This window comes from Knoellia terrae (genome assembly GCF_048606435.1).
GTDB lineage: Bacteria > Actinomycetota > Actinomycetes > Actinomycetales > Dermatophilaceae > Knoellia > Knoellia terrae.
The window spans coordinates 1-24,144 of sequence record NZ_JBMBWH010000018.1; the positions used below are offsets into that span (position 1 = coordinate 1).

Annotated in this window: 19 protein-coding genes; 6 read left to right on the forward strand and 13 right to left on the reverse strand. The window is 70.8% G+C overall.

The features are described 5' to 3' along the window. Positions 1-325: 325 nt before the first annotated feature. Complete coding sequence (locus tag ACOJV9_RS16490) at positions 326-1,318, forward strand: helix-turn-helix transcriptional regulator (RefSeq protein ID WP_420186326.1); 993 nt, start codon at positions 326-328, stop codon at positions 1,316-1,318. A gap of 78 nt (positions 1,319-1,396) precedes the next feature. Continuing rightward, positions 1,397-3,610, forward strand: coding sequence for a HelD family protein (locus ACOJV9_RS16495; RefSeq protein WP_420186327.1), 2,214 nt, complete (start codon positions 1,397-1,399; stop codon positions 3,608-3,610). Positions 3,611-3,742: 132 nt separating this feature from the next. On the opposite strand, the gene ACOJV9_RS16500 is transcribed toward ACOJV9_RS16495, so the two are convergent. The 4 genes from ACOJV9_RS16500 to fbaA all read right to left on the reverse strand — a co-directional run bounded on the left by ACOJV9_RS16500 (position 3,743) and on the right by fbaA (position 7,621). Then, positions 3,743-5,044: an adenylosuccinate synthase gene (locus tag ACOJV9_RS16500; RefSeq protein ID WP_420186328.1), complete on the reverse strand. Its 1,302-nt coding sequence runs from the start codon at positions 5,042-5,044 to the stop codon at positions 3,743-3,745. A gap of 98 nt (positions 5,045-5,142) precedes the next feature. Further along, positions 5,143-5,961 carry a hypothetical protein gene (locus tag ACOJV9_RS16505; protein ID WP_420186329.1) on the reverse strand — a complete coding sequence of 273 codons (819 nt, stop codon included), beginning with the start codon at positions 5,959-5,961 and terminating at the stop codon, positions 5,143-5,145. Positions 5,962-6,178: 217 nt separating this feature from the next. Beyond that, the gene (locus ACOJV9_RS16510) at positions 6,179-6,583 is read right to left on the reverse strand and encodes a DUF3151 domain-containing protein (RefSeq protein WP_420186330.1); all 405 of its coding nucleotides are present in this window, start codon (positions 6,581-6,583) and stop codon (positions 6,179-6,181) included. Positions 6,584-6,589: 6 nt separating this feature from the next. Further along, positions 6,590-7,621, reverse strand: coding sequence for a class II fructose-bisphosphate aldolase (gene fbaA, locus ACOJV9_RS16515; RefSeq protein ID WP_420186331.1), 1,032 nt, complete (start codon positions 7,619-7,621; stop codon positions 6,590-6,592). A 151-nt stretch (positions 7,622-7,772) separates the two neighbouring features. Here fbaA and ACOJV9_RS16520 point away from each other — a divergent pair, with 151 nt between their 5' ends. Further along, on the forward strand, positions 7,773-9,095 hold the full coding sequence (locus tag ACOJV9_RS16520) for an acyltransferase family protein (protein WP_420186332.1): 1,323 nt from the start codon (positions 7,773-7,775) through the stop codon (positions 9,093-9,095). Here the strand turns inward: ACOJV9_RS16520 and ACOJV9_RS16525 are convergent. The 8 genes from ACOJV9_RS16525 to ACOJV9_RS16560 are packed head-to-tail and all read right to left on the reverse strand — an operon-like array spanning position 9,043 to position 19,878. Further along, the gene (locus ACOJV9_RS16525; RefSeq protein ID WP_420186333.1) at positions 9,043-11,058 is read right to left on the reverse strand and encodes a HelD family protein; all 2,016 of its coding nucleotides are present in this window, start codon (positions 11,056-11,058) and stop codon (positions 9,043-9,045) included. The genes ACOJV9_RS16520 and ACOJV9_RS16525 overlap by 53 nt on opposite strands. A 52-nt stretch (positions 11,059-11,110) precedes the next feature. After that, positions 11,111-11,935, reverse strand: a complete 825-nt coding sequence (locus tag ACOJV9_RS16530; RefSeq protein WP_420186334.1) for a class I SAM-dependent methyltransferase — start codon at positions 11,933-11,935, stop codon at positions 11,111-11,113. Further along, the gene (locus tag ACOJV9_RS16535) at positions 11,932-12,606 is read right to left on the reverse strand and encodes a TrmH family RNA methyltransferase (protein WP_420186335.1); all 675 of its coding nucleotides are present in this window, start codon (positions 12,604-12,606) and stop codon (positions 11,932-11,934) included. The genes ACOJV9_RS16530 and ACOJV9_RS16535 overlap by 4 nt, the downstream gene beginning before the upstream one ends. Continuing rightward, complete coding sequence (locus ACOJV9_RS16540) at positions 12,603-12,998, reverse strand: cupin domain-containing protein (RefSeq protein WP_420186336.1); 396 nt, start codon at positions 12,996-12,998, stop codon at positions 12,603-12,605. The genes ACOJV9_RS16535 and ACOJV9_RS16540 overlap by 4 nt, the downstream gene beginning before the upstream one ends. Further along, positions 12,980-13,717, reverse strand: a complete 738-nt coding sequence (narI, locus tag ACOJV9_RS16545; protein WP_420186337.1) for a respiratory nitrate reductase subunit gamma — start codon at positions 13,715-13,717, stop codon at positions 12,980-12,982. Before narI ends, ACOJV9_RS16540 begins: the two co-directional genes overlap by 19 nt. Beyond that, positions 13,714-14,445, reverse strand: coding sequence for a nitrate reductase molybdenum cofactor assembly chaperone (gene narJ, locus ACOJV9_RS16550; RefSeq protein WP_420186338.1), 732 nt, complete (start codon positions 14,443-14,445; stop codon positions 13,714-13,716). Before narJ ends, narI begins: the two co-directional genes overlap by 4 nt. After that, the gene (gene narH / locus ACOJV9_RS16555) at positions 14,442-16,166 is read right to left on the reverse strand and encodes a nitrate reductase subunit beta (protein ID WP_420186339.1); all 1,725 of its coding nucleotides are present in this window, start codon (positions 16,164-16,166) and stop codon (positions 14,442-14,444) included. The genes narJ and narH overlap by 4 nt, the downstream gene beginning before the upstream one ends. Before the next feature lies 1 nt (position 16,167). Continuing rightward, positions 16,168-19,878, reverse strand: coding sequence for a nitrate reductase subunit alpha (locus ACOJV9_RS16560; RefSeq protein ID WP_420186340.1), 3,711 nt, complete (start codon positions 19,876-19,878; stop codon positions 16,168-16,170). Positions 19,879-20,089: 211 nt separating this feature from the next. Between ACOJV9_RS16560 and ACOJV9_RS16565 the strand changes: the two genes are divergently transcribed. Together ACOJV9_RS16565 and ACOJV9_RS16570 are read left to right on the forward strand one after the other, a co-directional pair. After that, positions 20,090-21,478, forward strand: coding sequence for an MFS transporter (locus tag ACOJV9_RS16565; protein WP_420186341.1), 1,389 nt, complete (start codon positions 20,090-20,092; stop codon positions 21,476-21,478). Beyond that, on the forward strand, positions 21,475-22,875 hold the full coding sequence (locus ACOJV9_RS16570; protein WP_420186342.1) for an MFS transporter: 1,401 nt from the start codon (positions 21,475-21,477) through the stop codon (positions 22,873-22,875). Before ACOJV9_RS16565 ends, ACOJV9_RS16570 begins: the two co-directional genes overlap by 4 nt. A 25-nt stretch (positions 22,876-22,900) precedes the next feature. Here the strand turns inward: ACOJV9_RS16570 and ACOJV9_RS16575 are convergent, their stop codons facing one another. Then, on the reverse strand, positions 22,901-23,185 hold the full coding sequence (locus ACOJV9_RS16575) for a DUF7218 family protein (RefSeq protein WP_420186343.1): 285 nt from the start codon (positions 23,183-23,185) through the stop codon (positions 22,901-22,903). Between the two features lie 113 nt (positions 23,186-23,298). On the opposite strand from ACOJV9_RS16575, the gene ACOJV9_RS16580 reads away from it, so the two are divergent. Beyond that, positions 23,299-23,982, forward strand: coding sequence for a DedA family protein (locus tag ACOJV9_RS16580; protein WP_420186344.1), 684 nt, complete (start codon positions 23,299-23,301; stop codon positions 23,980-23,982). Positions 23,983-24,144: the final 162 nt, after the last annotated feature.

Genomic DNA, 24,144 nt, shown 5'->3' on the forward strand with positions numbered 1-24,144 from the left:
GGAGGTCTTCGTCATCGTCCAGCCGACCCGCCGTACCTAACGTCCGTGGTCAGAACACCTAGGGCGATCGACGCGCGCCTCCCACGGCGGTCCGGAGACGGCATACGCCAGAAAGAAGGGAAGGGCGCGGCACGCCCGGGGAGCAGGGGGGTACCCCCGGGAGCGCCGCGCCCCGTCCACGCGGCTCACGGTTGGGGGAAACCGGCGCTCTGCGTGAACGTCGACGAGGTCGACGTGTCCCACCATGACACGTGGTCATCCCTGCATTCAAACCGAATGGCGGCGGGTTCCTGACAATGTCGCGAACCCGCCATAGTCTGGCGGCGTGACCGAGACCGCTCCCCTGCTCGCGGGTGACGAGCTGACGACCCGGGTCTACCTCCTGCTCCTGCGCCACGCGTCACCCCGCCGGAGCGCCCTGCTCAAGGAGGGGTTCACCGAGCAGGAGGTCGCGGCGGCGCTGACCAGCCTGGAGGTCCGCGGGATGGTCAATGCCTCGCGACGCGAGGTCATCGAGGTCTTCCCGCCCGACACGACCCTCCCGGCCTATGCCGCCGACCTCGAACGGCAGGCCCGCACGACGAGGTCCGCCGTCGAGGGGCTGACGCACATGTACCACGAGGCACGCGCCGGCGAGGGAGCGTCGACCGCCACCCGTGACATCGCGCTGCTGGCGGAGGTCGACGACGTCGAGGCCGCCTTCTTCCGGGCGGCCCGTCGCGCCGAGAGTCGCATCGTGCGTCTCGTCGCGCGCAGCGAGCGGATGGACAGGGTCGTGATCCGTCATGCGGAGTCGATTCTCGCGGCCCGACCCACCACGACGAGCCCCAACCTCGAGCGCCTGCTCGTCTTCGAGCAGTCGATCCTCGAGGTCGAGGGGGCCTTCGCGGCCCTCGCGACCATGCGGGCCGACGGCATCGAGGTCCGGCTCACACCGCACCTCGCGTTCTCGGTGCTCGCGGTCGACCGTACGACGGCCGTCATCGACGTGACCCACCTCGATCCGACCGGTGGGGGCTCGCTCTACGTCCAGCAGCGTCACCTCGCGGGCGCCCTGATGGACATGTGCATGGGCCTCTTCGCGGCCAGCACCCCCCTGCCCCGGACGCCGAGGGGTGGCGCCCTCGCCCGCCTCCACGAGCGGGACGGGCAGGTCATCGCCCTGTTGGCGGCCGGCGCCAGCGACCTGACGATCGCGCGGCAGCTCGGCATCTCGCAGCGCACCGTCGAGCGACGGGTGCGCGCGGTCATGGTCGAGCTCGGCGCCACGACGCGGTTCCAGGCCGGCGTGATCGCCGTCCGGCGCGAGTTCCTCTGAGCCGCCGCGTAGACTCCTCCTTTCCGTGCGCGCTCCGCGCGCCACGTCCAGCACGTCTTTTCAGGGAGGGCCCCGAACGTGACGACGACGCGCCCCGGCGCCACCGACACGTCGGCAGATGTCGCACGCGAGATCGCCGGCGAGCAGGCCCACGTGGACCGCGTCTACCACGAGCTCGAGAAGGCCTCCGCACGCGCCTCCGAGGTGGAGCGGGACGGCATCGCCCGCGGGCGCTCGAGCCGCAGCGGGGAGGTCCGGGACGAGGAGCTGACCGGGCTCTTCGAACGCGACGCCCTCGTCTATGCCGCCGCGAAGCGACGTTCGGCGATCGAGAAGCAGTACGAGGGGCTCGTCTTCGGACGCCTCGACCTCGGTGGCACGCAGACGCCCGCGGCGGAGCGCGACATCCGGCACATCGGCCGCCTCGGGGTCCGCGACGACGACTACGAGCCGCTCGTCATCGACTGGCGGGCTCCCGCGGCCGCCGCCTTCTACCGGGCCACCCCGGTCGACCCCATGGGGGTGATCCGCCGCCGGGTGCTGCGGTGCAAGGGCGCCACGGTCATCGGCGTCGAGGACGACCTCATGGTGCCGGAGGCCCCGGACGACATCGTCGTGGTCGGCGACGGCGCCCTCATCGCCGCGCTGACCCGGACGCGCGGCCGCCAGATGCGCGACATCGTCGCCACCATCCAGCGCCACCAGGACGAGGCCATCCGTGCCCCCTCCCGCGGGGTCACCGAGATCACCGGCGGTCCCGGCACCGGCAAGACGGTCGTCGCCCTGCACCGGGCGGCCTACCTCCTCTACTCCGAGCGGCGCCGCTTCGAGTCCGGCGGCATCCTCGTCGTCGGACCGTCGGCCGCGTACACGGCATACATCGAGCGGGTCCTGCCCTCGCTCGGCGAGGACAGCGTCGCCCTGCGCGCCCTGGGTGACCTCGTCGACGGCGTCACCGCCACCCGTCTCGACCAGCCGGAGGTCGCGGCGGTCAAGGGCTCGCTGCGCATTCGGCGCCTGCTGTCCCGGGCCGCCTCGCGTCCGCCGGCAGGCGCGCCGTCGCAGCTGCGCGCCTTCATCAACGGCCATGCGGTGCGGCTGGACGAGTCCGTCCTGCACCGCATCCGGCGCCAGGTGCTGCGCTCGGCCCAGCACAACCTCGCGACCGCCCAGGCCCGCGAGCAGCTGGCGCAGGCGGCGTGGACGTCGGTGCGCCAGGGCGAGCGCGACGAGTTCTTCGACGCGTTCGACTCCTCGCGCGACGTCGACGACTTTCTGCAGGCGTGGTGGCGCCAGGTCGACCCGCGCGAGGTGCTCCTCGAGCTGGCCGACACCGACCACGTCTACGCCCTCTCGCGCGGGGTCCTCGACCACGAGGAGGCGGCTGCCCTGGCGCACTCGATGCGTGATGCGCTCGAGCTCGGCAGCTGGTCGGTGTCGGACATCGCCCTCATCGACGACCTCGCCGGCAAGCTGGGCCCGGTGCAGGAGCCGGAGGCGGAGGAGCGCGGGTTCTACGACATCGACGAGTACGACGACCTCTCGTCCTACGGCGTGCAGGACGTGCGGGCCGGGGTGGAGCGCCGCGTGGCGCCCACGCGGACCCAGAGCGAGGTCACGCCCGTGGACGCTCGAGAGCGGCTGCTCCACGGCCGGGTCGAGCGTGCCTCGGGCAGCGCCCACGTGCTCGTCGACGAGGCACAGGACCTCTCGCCCATGCAGTGGCGGATGCTCGCCCGCCGTGGCCGCAACGCCTCGTGGACGGTCGTCGGCGACGCCGCCCAGGCGTCGTGGAGCGACCGCGACGAGGCCCGGGCCGCCCAGGTCGAGGCCTACGGCTCGCACGAGGTGCGTGGCTTCCACATGGACACCAACTACCGCAACGCCCGCGAGATCTTCGACTACGCGCGCGACGTCATCCTGCCGCTCGTCCCCGACGCCGACATCCCCGACGCCGTGCGAGAGACCGGGGTCGACCCGGTCGACCGTGCCGTCGACGCGACGCCCACGTCGGCGGTCGAGCGTGCCGTCGAGGAGCTGCTCGGCGAGGTCGAGGGGTCGATCGCCGTCATCACCCCGCGGCGCTGGGCCGACCGGCTCGCGCACCTCGACGGCACCGGTGACGGGCGGGTGCAGGTGATCGACCCGCTCTCCACCAAGGGCCTGGAGTGGGACGCGACGGTCGTGCTCGACCCGGACGCGATCGTCGACGAGTCACCGGGTGGGGTGCGCGTCCTCTACGTCGTGCTCACCCGCGCCGCGCACCGCATGACCGTCCTGCGCCCGAGCTGAGACCTGGCCACGCAGAGCGTGGGACCCGCCGCCCGAAGTGGCTTTCTCTCACCTCGCTTGACGTCCTCAGTCAGGCGAAGTCAAAAGAACCCACTTCAGGCGGGAAAGTCGGGACGGCGGGAGGTATGCCGGTCAGTCCAGCAGGGCGTGCCGCTCGATGATCTCGTGGCGGCCGGGGCCCACACCGATGGCCGAGACCCGTGCACCGATGAGCTCCTCGACGCGCAGCACGTAGGCCTGGGCGTTGGCCGGCAGGTCCTCGAACGTGCGGCACTCGGAGATGTCCTCCCACCAGCCGGGGAGCTCCTCGTAGATGGGCTTGGCGTGGTGGAAGTCGCTCTGCCCCACCGGCATCTCGTCGTGGCGCACGCCGTCGACGTCATAGGCGACGCAGATGGGGACGGTGTCGAGCCCGGTGAGGACGTCGAGCTTGGTGATGACGAAGTCGGTCACGCCGTTGATGCGGGTGGCGTAGCGGCCGATGACGACGTCGAGCCAGCCGCAGCGGCGCGGGCGGCCGGTGGTCGTGCCGTACTCGGCGCCGGTCTTGCGCAGGAACTCCCCGTTGTCGTCGTCCAGCTCCGTGGGGAACGGGCCCTCCCCGACGCGGGTCGTGTAGGCCTTGAGGATCGCGATGACGCGCGAGACGCGGGTCGGCGGGATCCCGGAGCCGGTGCACGCGCCACCGGCGGTCGCCGACGAGGACGTGACGAACGGGTAGGTGCCGTGGTCGACGTCGAGCAGGGTCGCCTGGCCCGCCTCGAGGAGGACGTTCTGGCCGGCGTTGAGGGCCTGCTCGAGCACGAGCGCGGTGTCGGCGACCATGGGACGCAACCGGTCGGCATACGAGAGCAGCTCCTCGACGACCCGGTCGGCCTCGGCGGCCCGCGTGTTGTAGATCTTGACGAGCACCTGGTTCTTGAGGGCGAGCGCCGCCTCGACCTTCTGGCGCAGGATGCCCTCGTCGAAGATGTCCTGGATGCGGATGCCGACGCGGTTCATCTTGTCGGCGTAGGTCGGGCCGATGCCGCGGCCGGTCGTGCCGATCTTGCGGGCGCCGAGGAAGCGCTCGGTGACCTTGTCGAGGGTGCGGTTGTAGGGGGCGATGACATGGGCGTTGGCGCTGACGAGCAGCTTGCTCGTGTCGACCCCGCGCGCGTTGAGCCCGTCGAGCTCCTCGAAGAGCACCTCGAGGTCGACCACGACGCCGTTGCCGATGATCGGCGTGACGCTCGGCGTGAGGATGCCGCTGGGCAGCAGGTGCAGCGCGTACTTCTCGCGCTGCCCGTCCGCGCCCTCGATGACCACCGTGTGGCCGGCGTTGTTGCCGCCGTTGAACTTCACGACGTAGTCCACGTCCTCGCCCATGAGGTCGGTCGCCTTGCCCTTGCCTTCGTCGCCCCACTGGGCCCCGACGAGCACGATTGCCGGCATCTGGTCCACCTTCCCTGCACGAGGGGAGCCCCGCGCGTGCGTGACATGCGAGGAGCCCGGCGCGTGGTGACGCGGCGGGCCCCCGGATCGCCAGCAGCCTATCGGGTGCGGCCTGCCGTTCCTGCCGTCGGCGCCGTCGGGCGGGAGCGCACCGACGCCAGGGCGGCGCCGAGCTGGAAGCGGGTGTCGACGCCGTGGATCGCCATGAGGGCCGCGATGCGACGGCGCACCGTGCGCAGGCCCAGGCCGAGGAAGCGGGCGATGGCCTCGTCCTTGAGGCCCATGCCGAGCAGCTCGACGAGCCGCTCGTCGCCGGCGTGGCTGGCGGCGAACGGCACCGTGTGCGCGTGCTCCCACGCGAGGTCGAAGTAGGCCGCGAGGGTCGAGATGAGGAGCGGGTCCCGGATGAGCACGTAGCCGGACTCGATCTCGCCCCAGCGCGCGAGGGCCACGGCCCCGACGTCCCCGAACACGGCATACTCCGAGCCGACGTCGGGCAGCAGACGCTGCTCCTCCCCGACGGTGGCCCACGAGCGTAGCCACTGCAGCCCCTGGGGGGTGTCGAGGGCGGCCGCCGGGTAGATGGTCCGCTGCACGTTGCCGTTGGCCACCCACTCCTGGTTGTCCCGCATCGTCGCGTCGTCCATGGCCGGGCCGGCGTCGACGACCATGACGACGTTGCGCAGGAGTCCGCTCGACTCGTGGATGAGGCGCTGCACGACGGTCGGCGCCATCTCGTCGCTGATCGGCTCGACGCCGGGCGTGGGGCTCGCGGGGCTGCTGGCATGGACCCGGGCCAGGAGGTCCCTCGCCTGGGCCAGGTCGCGCAGCCTCTCCTCGATCCGGGCGCCCTCGCGGTCGAAGTACTCACCGAGCAGCCGGGTGGGTGCCGTGGCGTCTGCTGAGGTCGGAGGCATGACAGGCTCCTGCGGGGGGTTCACGATGGCAAGTTCATGCCATTGGCATCTAAGTGTCGCAGAAATCCCGGAGCTCGGGGCAGAATGAAAGCGCGCATCCGAGGTGGCAGGGGACACAGCGGACGCGTCGCGCCACGGCGCGGCTCCCTGGCAGGGGCGGAGAGGGGCCCGGACCACTGGTCCGGGCCCCTCTCGACATCCTTCGGGGCGAGGAGCCTCAGAGACCGAGCTCGCGCGCCCCGGTGGTGGAGGAGTCGCGCAGGAAGTCGGCGCAGCGCCGCTCCTCGTCGCTCTCGCCGATCAGCCCGGCCGCTCGCGAGAGCACCGCCAGCGAGCGCAGGAAGCCGCGGTTGGGCTCGTGCTCCCACGGGACCGGACCCTGGCCACGCCAGCCGTTGCGGCGCAGCGAGTCGAGGGCGCGGTGGTAGCCGGTGCGGGCGTAGGCATAGCCCTCGACCGTGCGTCCGTCGGCGAGGGCGTCCTCGGCGAGGGTGGCCCAGGCCAGCGACGACGTCGGGTGGCCCGCGGCGACCTGGTCGGGCGCCACGCCGTCGTCGAGCAGCCGCGCCGCAGGGTCGACGGGGAGTCGGGTCTCGGGGATGCCGAGCAGGTTCTCGCTCACAGCGCCTCAGGCCTGGTGGGTGCCGGCGGAGCGAAGGTTCTCGCAGGCCTCGACGACGCGGCGGGCCATGCCGGCCTCGGCCTCCTTGCCCCAGGCGCGGGGGTCGTACTGCTTCTTGTTGCCGACCTCCCCGTCGATCTTGAGGACGCCGTCGAAGTTGCGCAGCATCCACTCGGCCACGGGGCGGCTGAAGGCGTACTGGGTGTCGGTGTCGACGTTCATCTTGACCACGCCGTAGTCCACCGCCGCGGCGATCTCCTCGGCGGTCGAGCCGGACCCACCGTGGAAGACGAGGTCGAACGGACGGGCGTCCGGGCCGAGGCCCAGCTCACCGGCCGCAGCCTCCTGGGCGGACTTGAGGATCTCGGGGCGCAGCGTGACGTTGCCCGGCTTGTAGACGCCGTGGACGTTGCCGAAGGTGAGCGCGGTGAGGTAGCGGCCCTCCTCGCCCGAGCCGAGCGCCTTGACGGTGGCGATGGCGTCCTCGGGGGTCGTGTAGAGCTGGTCGTTGATCTCGTTGTCCACGCCGTCCTCCTCGCCACCGACGACGCCGACCTCGATCTCGAGGATGACGTTCGCCGCCCTGCACAGGGCCAGGAGCTCGTCGGCGATCCTGAGGTTCTCCTCGAGCGGCACGGCCGAGCCGTCCCACATGTGGCTCTGGAAGATCGGCAGCCCGCCGGCCTTGACCCGCTCGGTGCTCGCGGCGAGGAGCGGGCGCACGAAGCCGTCGAGCTTGTTCTCGGGGCAGTGGTCGGTGTGGAGGGCGATGTTGACCGGGTAGTTCTTGGCGACCTGCTCGGCGTAGGCCGCCAGCGCGAGGGAGCCGGCGACCATGTCCTTGATCGTCGAGCCGGACGCGTACTCGCCGCCGCCCGTGGAGACCTGGATGATGCCGTCGCTGCCGGCCTCGGCGAAGCCGCGGATGGCGGCGGTGATCGTCTGGCTCGACGTGATGTTGATGGCCGGGTAGGCGAACGAGCCGTTCTTGGCCCGGTCGAGCATGTCGGCATAGATCTCGGGCGTGGCGATGGGCATGAGGTCTCCTTGTCAGCGGCGATCCGGTTCGCCGTCGATCCTTCCACGCAGGGGTGCGCCGGCGACAGGGAGTCCAGCGACCGGCACGCGCCCGTGGTGGTGGGTGGACGTACTCAGGCGCGAAGCCGTCGCGAGCCGCCACGCTGCTCCCATGGACCTCTCCACCGTGCGCGAGCTCGCCGTCTCCACCCCGGCCCAGCGCAACCGGGTCGTCGACCTCCTGCGGGCCGGCGCCATCGTCGTCGTCGTCCTCGGCCACTGGCTCATGGCGGCCGTGCAGGTCCGCAACGGCGACCTGGAGGTCGGGCACCTCCTGGCCCTCGCCCCGTGGACCCACCCGCTCACCTGGGTCTTCCAGGTCATGCCGGTCTTCTTCCTCGTCGGCGGCTACGCGAACGGCCTCTCGTGGCGCTCGGCCCGCCGCCGCGACCTCCCGTATGCCGCGTGGCTGCGTGCCCGTCTGCGTCGCCTCCTCGTCCCGGTCGTCCCGTTGCTCGTCGTCTGGCTGGTGGCCACCACCACCGCCTGGGCGGCCGGCGTGCCCGCCGGGACGCTGCGCACGGCCTCCCAGGTCGCGCTGGTCCCGACCTGGTTCCTCGCGGCCTACGTCGTCGTGTGCGCGGTCGCCCCGGCCACGCTGTGGCTCTGGGAGCGCGCCGGCTGGGCCGGCGCCGTCGGTGGTGTCGTCCTCGGATGCCTCGTCGACCTGGTGTCCATCGGCACCGGCTCGCTGCTCGTCGGGTTCGCCAACTACCTCGTCGTCTGGGCCACGGTCTCGATGCTCGGCTACGCCTGGCTCGACGGTCGGCTGGCCGGGACCGGCCACAAGCTCCTCCTCGCGGCACTGGGCGCGGTCGGGCTCCTCGCCCTCGTCGGGGCGGGGCCGTACCCGGTGTCGATGATCGGTCTCGACGGCGCCGCCCTGAACAACTCCTTCCCGACACGGGTGACGATGCTCTTCCTCGGCATGCTCCAGGGAGGGGTCGTGCTCGCGTGCGAACCGCTGCTCGCGCGCTGGCTCCAGCGCCCGGGCGCCTGGACGGCAACGGTGCTCGTCAACACCCGGATCATGACGCTCTACCTGTGGCACCTCACCGCGATGGTCCTCGTCATCGGGATCTCGGTGCTGCTCGGTGGCCCGGGCCTCGGCGTCGAGCCGATGGCCCCCGCGTGGTGGGCGACCCGTCCCCTCTGGTGGGCCGTCCTGGCCCTCGTCACCGCCGGCCTCATCGGCCTCCTCGGCCGCTTCGAGACGCTCCGGGCCGACGACTCCGCGGCTCCACCGGCCTGGCTGCCGGTCGTCGTCACCGGCGTCGCCTGCGGCGGGCTCGGCCTCATGGCCGCCCAGGGGATCGTCGCCACCACGGGCGTGCGCTGGTGGTGGCCGCTGCTCACCGTGGCTGCCGTGGGCCTGCTGACCGTCAGCCCCCGGCCGCCAGTGGGTGCGGCAGCGCCTGTGCGTGGACGACCGTGAGGTCGGAGACGGCGCGGGTCAGGACGACGTAGAGGCGGCGCAGCCCCGTGCGCTCGTCCGGCTCGGCAGCCGCGATCGCGGCGGGCTCGAGGACGAGGACGTGGTCGAACTCGAGTCCCTTCGCGACGGTGGCCGGGACGACGTCGACCTGGTGCTCGACGTCCCCGTGGGTGGCGCCGAGGGTGCCGTGCTCGATGCCGTCGGCGCTGAGGGCCGCCGAGACCTCGTGGACGCGGGCGTCGGGGACGATGACGCCGATGCTCCCCTCGAGCGCGCGCAGCCGGCCGACCCTGCCCGCGGTCACGGCGACGAGGTCGGACGGCGCGGCCCGGACGACGTCGAGCCAGCCGGGGTTGTCGCGCACCGACAGCGGCGCGGCCAGTCCCGGCGCGGCGAGCGGCAGCAGCCGGGCTGCGAAGTCGATGACGGTGGCCGGCACCCGGAAGCCGCGGCGCAGCTCGGACACGACACCCTCGGGCTTGCCGAGGTGTCGCAGGCTCTCCGCCCAGGAGCCGGTCGACCACGGCGTCGTCCCCTGCGCGATGTCGCCGAGCACCGTGGCCGCACCGGTGGTGCAGCGACGGCCGACGGCGCGCAGCTGCATCGGTGACAGGTCCTGCGCCTCGTCGAGCACGACGTGACCAAGGCTCGGGGTGCGGCTCAGGAGGTCGCCGAGCTCGTCGAGGAGGACCGTGTCGGCATGGGTCCACCTGGCCGATCCCGCTGTGCGAGAAGGCTTCTCCCAGACGAGCAGCCGCTGCTCCTCGTCGGTGAGCACTCCGTCGGCTGCGTCGGCGAGTGCCCCGGGGTCGGAGAGCAGCCGGTGCAGCAGCGCCCGGGCGTCGACCTTGGGCCACAGCGACGCGGCGTAGGCCTTGACCGGTGCACTGCGCGCGACGGCGTCCTGGACACGGTCGTCGGGGTACTCCCCCAGTGACTCCATCTTCACGAGCACCGCGTGGGCGAGCCGCTGCGGCAGCAGCTGCCGCGCGGTCTCGTAGCGGATGTCGCGTCCCGCCAGACCGTCCACGAGCGGGGCGATGTCGTATGCCGCGACCCGCCACCTCCGTGACCCGCGCGGCACGACCATCGCCTCGGAGGGCGGGACGAGGTGCGACCAGACCGCTCGGTGCAGCACCTCGGCCATCCGTGCGTCGCCCTTGAGCCGGGCCACCTCGGTGGGTTCGGTGGCACGGACCGGAACAGACGCGGTGAGCGCCTCGATGCTCGTGTGCCGGACCTCAACCTCACCGAGTGTCGGGAGGACCGCGCCGATGTGCTCGAGGAACGCCTGGTTCGGCCCGATGACGAGGACGCCTGTGCGAGTGAGACGCTCGCGGTACGCATAGAGCAGCCACGCGGCCCGGTGCAGCCCGACGGCCGTCTTGCCGGTGCCGGGGGCACCCTGGATGCACACCGTCGTCGTGACGTCGACGCGCACCAGCGCGTCCTGCTCCGGCTGGATCGTCGCGACGATGTCACGCATGGGCCCGACCCGGGGACGCTCGATCTCGCTCGCCAGGATCTGCGAGCGGGCGTCCGGCTCGCCGGCGTCGAGCAGGTGCTCGTCCTCCATCGCCGTGATGCGGCCGTGGTCGTAGCCGAAGCGGCGTCGCAGCCGGACCCCCAGCGGGTCGGCGTGGGATGCCCGGTAGAAGGTCGTGGAGACGGGCGCCCGCCAGTCGATGACCAGCGGGTCACCGGCGTCGTCGGTGACGTGCCGTCGGCCGATGTACCAGCGCTCGTCGGTCTCGAGATCGACCCTGCCGAAGAAGAGCGCCGTCGTGGGGTCGTCCTCGAGGGACCGGGCACGACGCCACAGCGATTCGGCCAGCGCCTCGCTGGAGACGGCGTTGCCGCCCTGCACCTCGAGCGCGAGCGTGCGCTCGCGCATCCGGGCCAGCTCGGCCCGGGCGTTCGCGAGGTGCTCCCTCTCCTTCGTCAGCTCTTCGGGCAGGGGCATGACGAAGGCGCCTCTCGTGGGCTCAGGGGGGACCAGCGTAGTGGACCCGCGCTCAGGGACGCGCGACCGTCACCCTGATGTCGGTCCACCGCGAGAGGCGACCCTCCCGGTGGCGGGCCTCGAGCAGCGGCTGCACCTGCGCGACCACCGCGTCGAGGGTGCCGTGGCCGCGGTGCTGCTCGAGCAAGGTGCGATGCCCCTGCGACCAGGTCCAGTCCCACCACTGGGACGGGTCGGCGAAGGTGGTGTGCACCCGGGTCTGCGTGGTCGCCACGTCACGGAAGCCGCACTCCCGGAGGAGGGACTCGAGCGCCTCGACGGACCCGAACGGCCCCTGACCCGCCACGTTCGTGGGCGGCCGGCTGTCCTCGGGCAGCGAGTCCACGAGAAGGTCGTAGAGCTGCTCCCATGACGCGTCGACCGCCCCGAACCACGAGAGGCCCAGACGGCCGCGCGAACTGAGCTCCGCGCGGTAGCGGTCGAGGGCGCTGCTGAGGTCCGGCAGGAAGAACAGGACGAGGCTTGCCTGGATGACGTCCCACGGTCCCGGCGGCGGCTGCTCGGCGTCGCCCACCTCGGCGTGCAGCCACGGCACGTCCGTCGCGAGCTGCCTCAGTCCCTCGACCATGCGCGGTGCGAGGTCGATGGCGCGGACCTCACCGTCGCGTCCCACGGCACGCGCGGCGCGCAGGGCACTCGCTCCCCGACCGCAGCCGACGTCGAGCACCTGCTCCCCCGGCCGTGGCGCGGTCCGCGCCACGAGGGCCTGGGCGACCGGGCCGAAGAAGTCGACGCCGACCTGGTCGTAGGTCTCGGCAGCGCGGTCGAAGACGCCGGCGATGCCCGCCTTGCGCTGCTCCGGCGTGGGAACGCTCATGCAGGGAAGTCTCGCCCCGACGTGGACGGCGGCGCCACCACCTGCTCGAAGACGTGCCGCCGGACCCACGCGTGCATCGCGATCGCGGCTGCGGCGCCGGCGTTGATCGAGCGGGTGGAGCCGAACTGCTCGATGTGCAGGGTCGCCTCGCACTCGGCGCGCATCGCCTCCGACAGCCCCGGGCCCTCCTGTCCGAAGACGAGCATCGCGTGCCGTGGCAGGTCGAAGGTCTCGAGCGCGCGGCTGCCCGGCAGGTTGTCGACCCCGATGAGGCGTATGCCGTTCTGCCGGGCCCAGCTCGCGAGGTCACCGGGGGTCGGGTGGTGGTGCTCGTGCTGGTAGCGGTCGGTGACCATGGCCCCACGGCGGTTCCAGCGACGTCGGCCGACGATGTGGAACGCCGCCGCTCCCATGGCGTTGGCGGTCCGCACGACGGAGCCGATGTTGAAGTCGTGCTCCCAGTTCTCGATGGCGACGTGGAAGTCGTGACGCCGGGAGTCGAGGTCGGCGACGATCACGTCGTGCCGCCAGTAGCGGTAGCCGTCGACGACGTTGCGGCGGTCCCCGTCGCGCAGCAGGTCGGGGTCGAACCGGGGGTCGTCGGGCCAGGGCCCCACCCAGGGCCCGACACCGACCTCGTCGTCGCCGGTGCGGTCGCGCTCGTCACTCACGCGATCGAGACGGTGAGCAGGCAGACGCTGTCCACCTCGGCGCGGACGTCGTGGCGTGCCTGCGGGATGACGTGGCCCGAGCCGGCGGGGAGGGTCCAGGACCGGCCACCGCTGCTCAGCACCACCTCGCCCGCGAGGCAGACGAGCGAGGCGGGACCGGGCGCGTCGTGGTCGGGGAGCCCACCGCCGGCAGGCAGGCCGAGCAGGAGGGCCCGCTGCCCCGGCTGGCCGAAGGCGAGGCGGACGGCCTGGGCGCGGCCGCTGGCGCGCGCCTGCTCGACGAGCCGTCCACCCTCGGCGACGAGGTCGACCACCGGCTCCTGCGAGCCCACGGCATCGCCCGAACCGGCCTCGTGGTGGGTCCCGCCGTGGCTCACTGCACCTTCTCCCATCCTCGCTTCTGGGCCCGGCTGCCGGTCCCCCGTCCCGGGCGCTCGTCGCGGCTGCGGTAGACGATGTAGGGCCGGGTGAAGTAGCCCAGCGGGGCCGAGAAGACGTGCACGAGCCGGGTGAACGGCCACATGCCGATGAGGAGGAACGCGAGGAAGCCGTGCAGCTGGAACCCGATGGGCGCGCTCGCCATGAGGCTCGCATCCGGCTGGAACCAGAAGATCTGCCGGAACCACGGCGAGACCCCGTCGCGGTAGTTGTACTCGCCGCCGATGGTGAACAGGCTGCCGGCGATGGTGTTCCACATGCCCAGCACGATGACCGTGCCGAGCACGGCATACATCACCTTGTCGTTGACGGTCGTTGCCGAGAACACCGGACCGACGGTGCGGCGGCGGTAGACGAGGATCGCCAGCCCGACGACGGTCGCGATGCCGGCCGGTATGCCGCCCGCGAGCGCGAGCACGTGGTACGCCTCGTGGCTCAGACCGAGCGCATCGGTCCAGCTCTGCGGCACGAGCAGGCCCATGACGTGGCCGAGCACGACGCCGAGCATCCCGAAGTGGAAGAGCGGGCTGCCGATGCGCAGGAGCTTGCTCTCGTAGAGCTGGGAGCTGCGCGTGGTCCAGCCGAACTTGTCGTAGCGGTAGCGCCAGACGTGCCCGACGACGAAGACGGCCAGGCAGATGTAGGGGAAGATCACCCACAGCACGGTGCTCAACGTGGGCCTCCGATCGTGACGGGGGTGGGACCGCTGGGTTCGTGGTGGCCGTGCTCGTCGGAGCCGGAGGGCAGGGCGTAGGGCGCGTTCATCTCCGTGCTGAGCCCGACGAGCTCGGCCGGTGGTCCCTGCTCGATGAGCCGGGCCAGGGCCTCGTGGTCGTCACCGGCCAGGACCGGCAGCGTCGCCCGGAGCGCCTCGACGACGTCGAGCCACGGCGAGTCGCGCTCGACCAGGGCCACCCGGAGCAGCTCGATGCCGACCCGGTGGTCGTTGAGCACCTTCCACGTCGTGTCCGCGTCGACGGTGGCACCGAACTCCAGGACGACGGAGAGGTGGTCGGGCAGCTCGGCGTCCTCGTCGGTGAACTCCACCCCGTGCCGGCGGTAGTCCTGCTTGATCCGCACGAGCGCCGCGCCGCGGTTGCGGGTGTCACCGTGGAGGAAGTAGGTCAGGTGCAGGCAGCACCGGCGGGTCACGTCGAAGGTGTCGACGTAGTCGCGCTGGAGCTCGCCCAGGTCGGTGGAGACGAGGTGGGCCAGGAAGCGGCGCAACGGCATACGGACGTCGTCCGGGAGCCCGGCGACGACCTCGGTGAGCAGGGGCACCCGCTCGAGCAGGGTCTCGTCCGGGTAGTCGAGCAGCAGCGAGACCATCTGCCACGTGCTCGCCTGGTGCTGCGGAGAGAGCCGCGAGGGTGTGCGACGGTGACGCCGCCAGGGCATCATCGCCGCACCTCGTCGCCGGTCCCGGCCCCGACGCCGTCGTCGGTTCCCGACTCCGGGTCGCGGTCCGCCGTCTCCCTGGGGAACATCCCCGACGGCACGCCCTTGCCGTCCCAGTTGAGCAGGTTGACCCGGCCGGCGGAGCTGCCCCCGCCGACGAGGCCCTCGGAGGTCTGGCGCTCCTGGAGCATGCGGAAGTTCTCGACGGCGACCGGCGTGGCCGAGCCACGACCGGACCCCTCGCCGAACGGGCCCGACAGCTCCATCAGCTCGTCGTCGTAGCTCGTGACGGGGCAGTCGGTGGCCAGCTCCTCGAGCCCGTGAGCCTCCTCGACGTGGGCGGTGGGGATGACGTAGCGGTCCTCGTACTTGGCGATGGCGAGCAACCGGAACATGTCGTACATCTCCTCCTCCGTCATGCCGACGGCGGCGGGGATGTGCTCCTGCGGGTCGCGGCCGAGGTTGATGTCGCGCATGTAGGACCTCATCGCCGCGAGCTTGCGCAGCACCAGGTCCACGGGTGCCGTGTCACCGGCCGTGAACAGGTTCGCGAGGTACTCGACCGGGATCCGCAGCGCGTCGATGGCGCCGAAGAGGTTGTTTGCGTCCTCGGCGTCATAGCCGGTCTCCTTGATGACGTCGACGACCGGGGACAGCGGCGGGATGTACCAGACCATCGGCATCGTGCGGTACTCCGGGTGCAGCGGCAGCGCCACCTTGTAGGTGTTGATCAGCGCGTACACCGGCGACTTCTGGGCCGCGACGACCCAGTCCCCGGGGATGCCGGCCTTCTCGGCCTCCCGCATGACCTCGGGGTCGAAGGGGTCGAGGAAGACCGAGCGCTGGGACTCGTAGAGGTCGTGGTCGTCCTCGACGGACGCCGCCTCGAGCACCTTGTCGGCGTCGTAGAGCATGAGCCCGATGTAGCGCAGCCGGCCGACGCACGTCTCGGCGCAGACCGTCGGGATGCCGACCTCGATGCGCGGGTAGCAGAAGGTGCACTTCTCGGCCTTGCCGGTCTTGTGGTTGAAGTAGACCTTCTTGTAGGGGCACCCCGTCACGCACATGCGCCAGCCGCGGCACTTGTCCTGGTCGACGAGGACGATGCCGTCCTCCTCACGCTTGTAGATCGCGCCGCTCGGGCACGACGCGGCGCAGGAGGGGTTGAGGCAGTGCTCGCAGATGCGCGGCAGGTAGAACATGAAGGTCTGCTCGAACTCGAACGTCACCTTGTCCTCGATGCCCTTGAGCATCGGGTCCTTGACGGCGTGCTCCATGCTGCCGCCGAGGTCGTCGTCCCAGTTGGCCGACCACTCGATGTTGATCGGCTTGCCCGAGATGAGCGAGTGCGGGCGGGCGACGGGGAAGTTCTTCTGCGCCGGGGCCTTGAGCAGGGTCTCGTAGTCGTAGGTCCACGGCTCGTAGTAGTCGCTCATCGCCGGCATCTTGGGGTTGGAGAAGATGTTGAGCAGCTTGGTGAGGCGTCCGCCGGCGCGCAGAGTGAGCCGTCCGCCGTTGGTCCGGGTCCAGCCGCCCTTCCACTTCCCCTGGTCCTGGTAGCCGCGGGGGTAGCCGAGGCCGGGGCGCGTCTCGACGTTGTTGAACCAGACGTACTCCATGCCGGAGCGGTTGGTCCACGCCTGCTTGCAGGTCACCGAGCAGGTGTGGCAGCCGATGCACTTGTCGAGGTTCATGACCATCGCCATCTGGGCCATCACACGCATGTCAGTACTCCACCTTCGCGGTGCGCTTGCGGATCATCGTGACCTCGTCGCGGTTGTTGCCGATCGGCCCGATGTAGTTGAAGAAGTAGGACAGCTGCGCGTAGCCGCCGACGATGTGGTTCGGCTTGAGCAGGATCCGGGTGAGGCTGTTGTGGATGCCGCCCCGCTTGCCGTCCCGCTCGGTGAGCGGCACGTCGATGAGGCGGTCCTGCGCGTGGTGCATGTAGACCGTGCCCTCCGGCATCCGGTGGCTGACGATGGCCCGGGCCGCGACGACACCGTTGCGGTTGACCATCTCGATCCAGTCGTTGTCCTTGACCCCGACCTTGGCGGCGTCGACATCGGACATCCACACCGACTGCCCGCCCCGCGAGAGGGAGAGCATGAAGAGGTTGTCCTGGTACTCGGAGTGGATCGACCACTTGTTGTGCGGGGTGAGGTAGCGGACCGAGACGCCCAGCTCGTTCTGCTCGCCGATCGGCGCCTCCCCGAACAGCCGCGACATGTTGAGCGGTGGCCGGTAGACCGGCAGTGCCTCACCCATGCCGAGGAACCAGTCGTGGTCGACGTAGAACTGCTGGCGCCCGGTCAGGGTGTGGAAGGGCTTGTGCCGCTCGATGTTGATCGTGAACGGGCTGTAGCGGCGGCCCCCGGACTCCGACCCGGACCACTCCGGGCTGGTGATGACCGGGACGGGTGCGACCTGGGTGTCGGCGAAGGTGATCTGCTTGCCCTCGTGCTCGGCGGAGAGGTCGGCGAGCTGGGTGCCGGTGCGCTTCTCGAGGAACCGGAAGCCCTGGGTGGCGAGGTGCCCGTTGGAGACGCCGGCGAGGTGCAGCATCGCGTCGGCCATCTGGACGTCGGTCTCCACCTTGGGCTGGCCGTCGCCGGCCCCGCCACGACGGACGCCGTTGCGCTGGCGGAGGATCTCGACCTCTCGCTTGACGTCGTAGGCGACGCCCTTGGTGAGCATGCCGGCCTTCTCGAGGAGCGGGCCGATCGTCGTCATCTTGTCGTAGACCTGCGTGTAGTCGCGCTCGGCGACGGCGATGACGGGCATCGTCTTGCCCGGCACCGGCTCGCACTCACCGGCGCGCCAGTCCCTGACCTCGCCGTGGACGCTCGCCATGGCCTCGGGGGTGTCGTGCCACAGGGGCTTGGCGATGACGTCCCTGCGGGTCCCGAGGTGGTCGACGGCGAGCTCGCTGAACCTCTTCGCGATGGCCTTCCACGCCTCCCAGTCCGACTTCGTCTGCCACGGCGGGTTGATCGCCGGGTTGAACGAGTGGATGAACGGGTGCATGTCGGTGGTGTTGAGGTCGTGCTTCTCGTACCAGGTGGCCGCCGGGAGCACGACGTCCGAGAAGATCGTCGAGCTCGTCATCCGGAAGTCGATGGTGAGGAGCAGGTCGAGCTTGCCGTCGAGGGGGCGCTCCGCCCACTCGACGCTCGCCGGCCGCTGGTCAGGACCGGCCTCGACGGCCGTGGCCGCGCTGTCCGTGCCGAGCAGGTGGCGCAGGAAGTACTCGTTGCCCTTGGCCGAGCTGCCGAGGAGGTTGGACCGCCAGAGCGAGAGGATCCGCGGGTGGTTCATGCCGGACTCCGGGTCCTCGACCGCGAACCGCAGCCGGCCCTCCTTGAGCTCCTGCGCGACGTAGGCGGGCGCCTCCATCCCCGCGGCGGCCGCGTCGTCGGCGAGGTCGAGCGAGCTGCGGTCGAACGTCGGGTAGCTCGGCGACCAGCCCAGCCGCACCGACTGCGAGAGCAGGTCCATGACGCTCTTGCCCGCGAAGATCCCGGTGCCGGCGTCGAGGTCGTCGGCCGAGAAGGTGTCGTAGCGGTACTGGGAGGTGTGGACGTACCAGTACGCCGTCTGGTTCATGTGCCTCGGCGGCCGCTGCCAGTCGAGGGCGAAGGCCATGTGCTGGAAGCCCATGATCGGGCGGATCTTCTCCTGCCCGACGTAGTGGGCCCAGCCGCCGCCGTTGCGGCCCTGGCAGCCGGTGATCGTCGTGAGCAGCAGGATCGCCCGGTAGATCTGGTCGCTGTGGAACCAGTGGTTGGTCCCGGCGCCGAGCAGGATCATGCCGCGGCCGTCGGTGTCGATCGCGTTCTGCGCCCACTCGCGGGCCAGCCGCTCGACCTGCGCCGCGGGGACGCCGGTGAGCTCCTCCTGCCACGCCGGAGTCGCCGGCACCGAGGGGTCGTCGTAGCCGGTCGGCCACGCGCCCGGCAGGCCCTCGCGCTGCACGCCGTACTGGGCGAGCAGCAGGTCGAGCACCGTGGTGACGAGGCGGTCCCCGACCCGTCGCACCGGCACGCCACGCGGCTCGTGGGCGACCTTGCCGTCGGCGGCGTCGAAGCGCGGCAGCGAGACCTCGACCGCCTCGTCGTGGGTGCCGTGCAGGGTGAGCAGCGGGTCGACGTCACCGAGCACGAGGTTCCACTTGCCCACCCCCTCGTCGCCGTAGCGGTCACCGATCGAGCCGCCGAGCACGGCGAGGTCCCCGGTGCGCGCGTCGAAGACGGCCGGCTTCCACATGGCGTTCTCGGAGTCCGACTTCGGTCCGCCCTCGACGTCGCCGGCGACGAGGTACTTGCCCGGACGGAGGACGCCGTCGTCGCCGGGCACGAGGCTGACGAGGTTGGCGAGGTCGGTGTACTGCTTGTTGTAGTCGGTGAAGAACGGCACCTGCTGGTCGACGAAGAACTCCTTGAGGATGACGTGCCCCATCGCCATCGCGAGCGCGCCGTCGGTGCCGGGCCCGAGGGTCACCCACTCGTCGGCGAACTTGACGTTCTCCGCGTAGTCCGGCGCCACCGCGATGACCTTCTGGCCGCGGTAGCGCGCCTCGGTCATCCAGTGGGCGTCCGGCGTCCGGGTGAGCGGGACGTTGGAGCCCCACATGATGAGGTATGCCGCGTCCCACCAGTCCCCGGACTCCGGCACGTCGGTCTGGTCACCGAACATCTGCGGTGAGGCGTTGGGCAGGTCGGCGTACCAGTCGTAGAACGAGAGCATCGGGGCGCCGACGAGCTCGAGGAAGCGGGCGCCGGAGGCGTAGGAGACGGGCGACATCGCGGGGATCGGCGAGAAGCCGGCGATCCGGTCGGGCCCGTGGACCTTGGTCGTCCAGACGTGCGCCGCCGCGACGATCTCGACGACCTCGTCCCACGACGAGCGCACGAGCCCACCCTTGCCGCGTGCCTTCTTGTAGCGCGCCGCCTGCTCGGGGTCCTCGACGATCGAGCCCCAGGCGAGCACCGGGTCACCGCCGTGCGCCTTCTTGGCCTTGCGGAAGAGCTCGAGCAGGACCGCACGCACGTAGGGGTAGCGGATCCGGGTCGGCGAGTAGGTGTACCAGGAGAAGGCCGCGCCGCGCGGACAGCCACGGGGCTCGTAGTCGGGGCGGTCGGCGCCGGCCGACGGGTAGTCGGTCTGCTGCGCCTCCCACGTGATGATGCCGTCCTTGACGTAGACCTTCCACGAGCAGGAGCCGGTGCAGTTGACGCCGTGGGTCGAGCGCACGACCTTGTCGTGGCTCCACCGGTCCCGGTAGAACGAGTCACCGCTGCGGCCGCCCTCGAGGCTGAGCGTCCGCTTGTCGTCCGAGACCTCGCCGCGGGTGAAGAACCTGCGGGTGCCCACGAGGGCGTCGGCGAGTGGGCCGTCGAACCCGGGTCGGGTGGGGTCCGGCTCGGTCGTGGTCACAGCTGCTCCTCGTCGTCGGAAACCCCGGGATCGAAAACCCCAAGAGTGCCAGCCAACCGCTCCCGTGTCGCGGGAACCAAGGACCAACGTCCCGATGACCTCGGCTGCCGCAGGGCGGGACCAAAGGCCCTGATCGGTGCTCGCGGACCTCGTTAGCGTCGCTGTGCGGACGGTCGATGGCACCGTCCCAGACGTGAGAAGGAGACCGACCGTGTCGGAGCACCGACCTGCAGGGGTCGCCGGAGACGAGCGCGCCGCCCGGCGAGTGCTGACGATGTCGACGACCGCCTTCACGGTGATGTTCGCCGTGTGGCTGATGTTCGGCATCCTGGGCATCCCGATCCGCAAGGAGTTCGGGCTCACCGACGTGCAGCTCTCGTGGCTGAGCGCCGTCGCCGTCCTCAACGGCTCGCTCTGGCGCCTGCCCGCCGGGATGGTCACCGACCGGATCGGTGGCCGCAAGGTCTTCGCGGCGATGCTCGCGTTCACGGCCGTGCCGGCATACCTCGTCTCGCGAGCCGAGAGCTACGGGATGCTCCTCGTCCTCGCGTTCCTCGTCGGCTTCGCCGGCAACTCGTTCAGCGCCGGGATCTCCTGGAACTCCGCGTGGACGCCGCGCGGCCGGCAGGGCTTCGCGCTCGGTGTCTTCGGGGCCGGCAACGTCGGCGCCTCGGTCACCAAGTTCATCGGCCCGGCGCTCATCACCGGCACCGCCGGTGCGACGTTCTTCGGCGTCGTGGAGGGCGGCTGGCGGGTGGTCCCGGCCATCTACGCCGTGCTGCTCCTCGTCCTCGCCGCCCTCGTCCTCGTCGTCACACCGGCGCAGGACCGCATGCCCGGCCGCGGCCGTCCGCTGCGCGCGCAGCTGCGGCCCCTGCGCGAGCTGCGGGTGTGGCGCTTCAGCCTCTACTACGTCGCCGTGTTCGGCGCCTATGTCGCCCTGGCCGCGTGGCTGCCGAAGTACTACGTCGACAACTTCGACGTCAGCCTGAGCGCAGCCGCGCTGCTCACGGCGACGTTCATCTTCCCGGCGTCGCTGCTGCGCCCGGTCGGCGGATGGTTCTCCGACCGGTGGGGTGCCCGGCGGGCGATGTACTGGACGTTCGGCGTGATGATGGCGACGTCGCTCTTCCTCTCGATGCCCGGCGGCTACATCGTCCTCCAGACCCGGACCGGCCCCAAGGACATCCTCCCGTACGAGATCGGTCTCTGGCCCTTCGCCATCGCCGTCTTCCTGCTCGGCTGCGCGATGGGCGTCGGCAAGGCCGCGGTCTTCAAGCACATCCCCGAGTACTTTCCTCAGGACGTCGGCGCCGTCGGTGGGCTCGTCGGCATGCTCGGTGGGCTCGGTGGCTTCTTCCTGCCGCCGCTCTTCGCCTACGGCCAGAAGTGGACCGGGCTCCCCTCGAGCACCTTCTTCGTCCTCTTCCTCCTCACCGCCGCCTGCAGCCTCTGGATGCACTGGACGGTCGTCCACATGCTCCACACCAACTCCCCCGAGCTCGCCACGGAGCTCGAGACCCCCGTTGACCCGACCGGCACCTCGCCCGTCGGCACCCTCGCCGGACCCCGGCAGATCCCCCAGGAGGCACGAGCATGAGCAGCACGACCGCGAAGCGCACCGGCGGTGAGTGGCTCGACGCCTGGGACCCCGAGAACGAGGAGACCTGGGACAAGCGGCTCGCCTGGACGACCCTCTCGATCACGACGTTCACCCTGACCCTCTGCTTCGCCTCGTGGTTCCTCGCCAGCGCCATCGCGCCGAAGCTCACCAACCTCGGGTTCGACCTCACCCAGAGCCAGCTCTACTGGCTGACGTCGCTGCCCGGGCTCGCCGGCGGCCTGATGCGGCTCGGCTGGATGGTCATGCCGCCCATCCTCGGCACCCGCAGGCTCGTCACCCTCACGACGCTGCTGCTCATCTTCCCGGTGCTCGGCTGGGCGGTCCGCATCCAGGACCCGACCACGCCCTACTGGGAGCTGCTCGCCCTGTCGTTCCTGTCCGGCATCGGTGGCGGCGCGTTCTCGGGCTTCATGCCCAGCACCTCCTACTTCTTCCCGAAGCGCCTGCAGGGCACGGCGCTCGGCCTCCAGGCCGGCATCGGCAACTTCGGCGTCTCCCTCGTCCAGCTGCTCACGCCGTGGATCATCGGCTTCAGCATGATCGGCTTCCTCGGGGCCTCGCAGTCGATGCAGGGACTCCCGGGCAAGGAGGCCTCGGAGGTCTGGTACCAGAACGCGTCCTTCGTCTACATCCCCTTCATCCTCATCGGTGCCGCCCTCGCGTGGACGATGCTGAGGTCGGTCCCGATCATCTCCAACGTCCGCCAGCAGTTCGACATCTTCAAGAGCCAGGACACGTGGTGGATGACGCTCATCTACATCATGACGTTCGGCACCTTCTCGGGCCTGTCGGCCCAGTTCGGCCTCCTCATGAAGAACCTCTACGGCGCCGGCAACACCGAGATCGTGCAGGGAGCCGGGGCGAGTGCCCAGCTGCTCATCGAGGGCTACTCGGTGCCCGACCCCGTGAAGTACGTCTTCCTCGGCCCCCTCGTCGGCGCCGCGGCGCGGGTGGTCTTCAGCCCGCTGACGGACCGCATGGGAGGGGCGAGGTGGACGCTCGTCTCGGGAATCGGACTGGTCGCCTCCATCGCCTGGACGATGACCGCGCTGGTGCCCGACACCTCCTCGGCCGAGGCCCTGCGCGGTGACTTCAGCACCTTCCTCTGGGGGATGCTCGCGATCTTCCTCTTCAGCGGCATCGGCAACGCCTCGACCTTCAAGCAGATGCCGATGATCTTCGAGCGGCGCCAGGCCGGTGGGGTCATCGGCTGGACGGCGGCGATCGCCGCGTTCGGCCCGTTCCTCTTCGGCGTGGGCCTGACCATGATGTCGCCGGCGACGTTCTACGCCATCGGCATCGCCTGGGCGCTCATGTGCATCGCCATCACGTGGATGCGGTACGCCCGACCGGGCGCCCCCAAGCCCTCCTGACACCCGGGCCGCCGAGCCACCGGCCTCAGTGGTTGCGCAGGGCGTCGACGAGCTCGGCCTTCTTCATCGACGAGTGGCCCTCGATGCCCAGCTCCCTGGCCCGCTGGTGCAGCTCCTCGACCGTGCGGTCCTCATAGCTCTCGGCTGCGCCGCCCTTCTCCCCCATCTCCTTGCGGGAGCTGGCAGCAGCTGCGTTCGAGATGCGGGCGGCCTTCTCCTTGCTGGCGCCGTCGTCGCGCAGCTTCTCGTAGAGCTCGGGGTCCTTGACGCTGGGACCGGGTGTCTCCGTGCCGTCCTTCTTCGCGGGCATGCCGTCCTCCTTCGTGGGTCGTCCCACTGTGCTACCCCGGCCGGCCCGTCGCAACGCACCGGGGGGTGTCCGGACGGCACCCGGCCGGACGGCATACCCTTGCCTGCGTGATGATGCCCTCGCTCGGACCCGACTGGATGGACCCCCAGTGGCTCCTCGACCGCTTCGGCTCCCAGTTCTTCTGGGTGAGCACCGCCATCGTCTTCATCGAGTGCGGTCTGCTCTTCCCGATCCTCCCGGGTGACTCGCTGCTCTTCGCCATCGGCCTGTTCATCAACCGCGGCGACCTCGACATCAACATCGCCGTGGCGTGCCTCGTCCTCAGCATCGCGGCCTTCCTCGGCAACGTCGTCGGCTACGAGATCGGCCGCTTCATCGGCGCCCCCCTCTACGAGCGCGACGGGCGCTTCATCAAGCGCAAGTACTTCGACCAGACGCACGAGTTCTTCGAGAAGCACGGCAACAAGGCCCTCGTCCTCGGCCGCTTCGTGCCCATCGTGCGCACCTTCATCACCGTCGTCGCCGGCGTGAGCCGCATGGACCGCTCCCGCTTCTTCGTGTGGAGCGGCGTGGGCGCGGTGCTGTGGGCGACGGGTGTCACCCTGCTCGGCTACTTCCTCGGCGGCATCCAGCTCATCCACGACAACCTCGAGGCCGCGATCCTGCTCATCGTCGCGGCGTCGGTGCTGCCGATGGTCGTCGAGGTCATCCGCGCCAGGCGGGGCCACACGACGACCGAGACCATCGTCGAGGAGACCGTCGAGGTCATCGACGACGTCCGCAAGGACCGCCTCTGACCACTGCCCCGGGAGGGGTCAGGCACCTCCGCGATCGACAGCCCACGGGCGACCGCCCGCAGCACCTCCAGCTCGCGCGGGGTGAGCTCGGCGAGGTGGACTGTCAGTGGTCGTCCGTAGTGTTGTGGCATGGAGGGGACGCCAACAGCAGGAGGGGCCGAG

Excerpts from the sequence above, each read along its gene's own strand:
- narH (WP_420186339.1), bottom strand. The coding sequence starts at position 16,166 with ATGCGTGTGATGGCCCAGATGGCGATGGTCATGAACCTCGACAAGTGC.
- ACOJV9_RS16575 (WP_420186343.1), bottom strand. The coding sequence starts at position 23,185 with ATGCCCGCGAAGAAGGACGGCACGGAGACACCCGGTCCCAGCGTCAAG.
- ACOJV9_RS16525 (WP_420186333.1), bottom strand. The coding sequence starts at position 11,058 with ATGCCCCTGCCCGAAGAGCTGACGAAGGAGAGGGAGCACCTCGCGAAC.
- ACOJV9_RS16540 (WP_420186336.1), bottom strand. The coding sequence starts at position 12,998 with ATGGGAGAAGGTGCAGTGAGCCACGGCGGGACCCACCACGAGGCCGGT.
- ACOJV9_RS16570 (WP_420186342.1), top strand. The coding sequence starts at position 21,475 with ATGAGCAGCACGACCGCGAAGCGCACCGGCGGTGAGTGGCTCGACGCC.
- ACOJV9_RS16580 (WP_420186344.1), top strand. The coding sequence starts at position 23,299 with ATGCCCTCGCTCGGACCCGACTGGATGGACCCCCAGTGGCTCCTCGAC.
- ACOJV9_RS16530 (WP_420186334.1), bottom strand. The coding sequence starts at position 11,935 with ATGAGCGTTCCCACGCCGGAGCAGCGCAAGGCGGGCATCGCCGGCGTC.
- narJ (WP_420186338.1), bottom strand. The coding sequence starts at position 14,445 with ATGATGCCCTGGCGGCGTCACCGTCGCACACCCTCGCGGCTCTCTCCG.
- ACOJV9_RS16500 (WP_420186328.1), bottom strand. The coding sequence starts at position 5,044 with ATGCCGGCAATCGTGCTCGTCGGGGCCCAGTGGGGCGACGAAGGCAAG.
- ACOJV9_RS16505 (WP_420186329.1), bottom strand. The coding sequence starts at position 5,961 with ATGCCTCCGACCTCAGCAGACGCCACGGCACCCACCCGGCTGCTCGGT.
- fbaA (WP_420186331.1), bottom strand. The coding sequence starts at position 7,621 with ATGCCCATCGCCACGCCCGAGATCTATGCCGACATGCTCGACCGGGCC.
- ACOJV9_RS16520 (WP_420186332.1), top strand. The coding sequence starts at position 7,773 with ATGGACCTCTCCACCGTGCGCGAGCTCGCCGTCTCCACCCCGGCCCAG.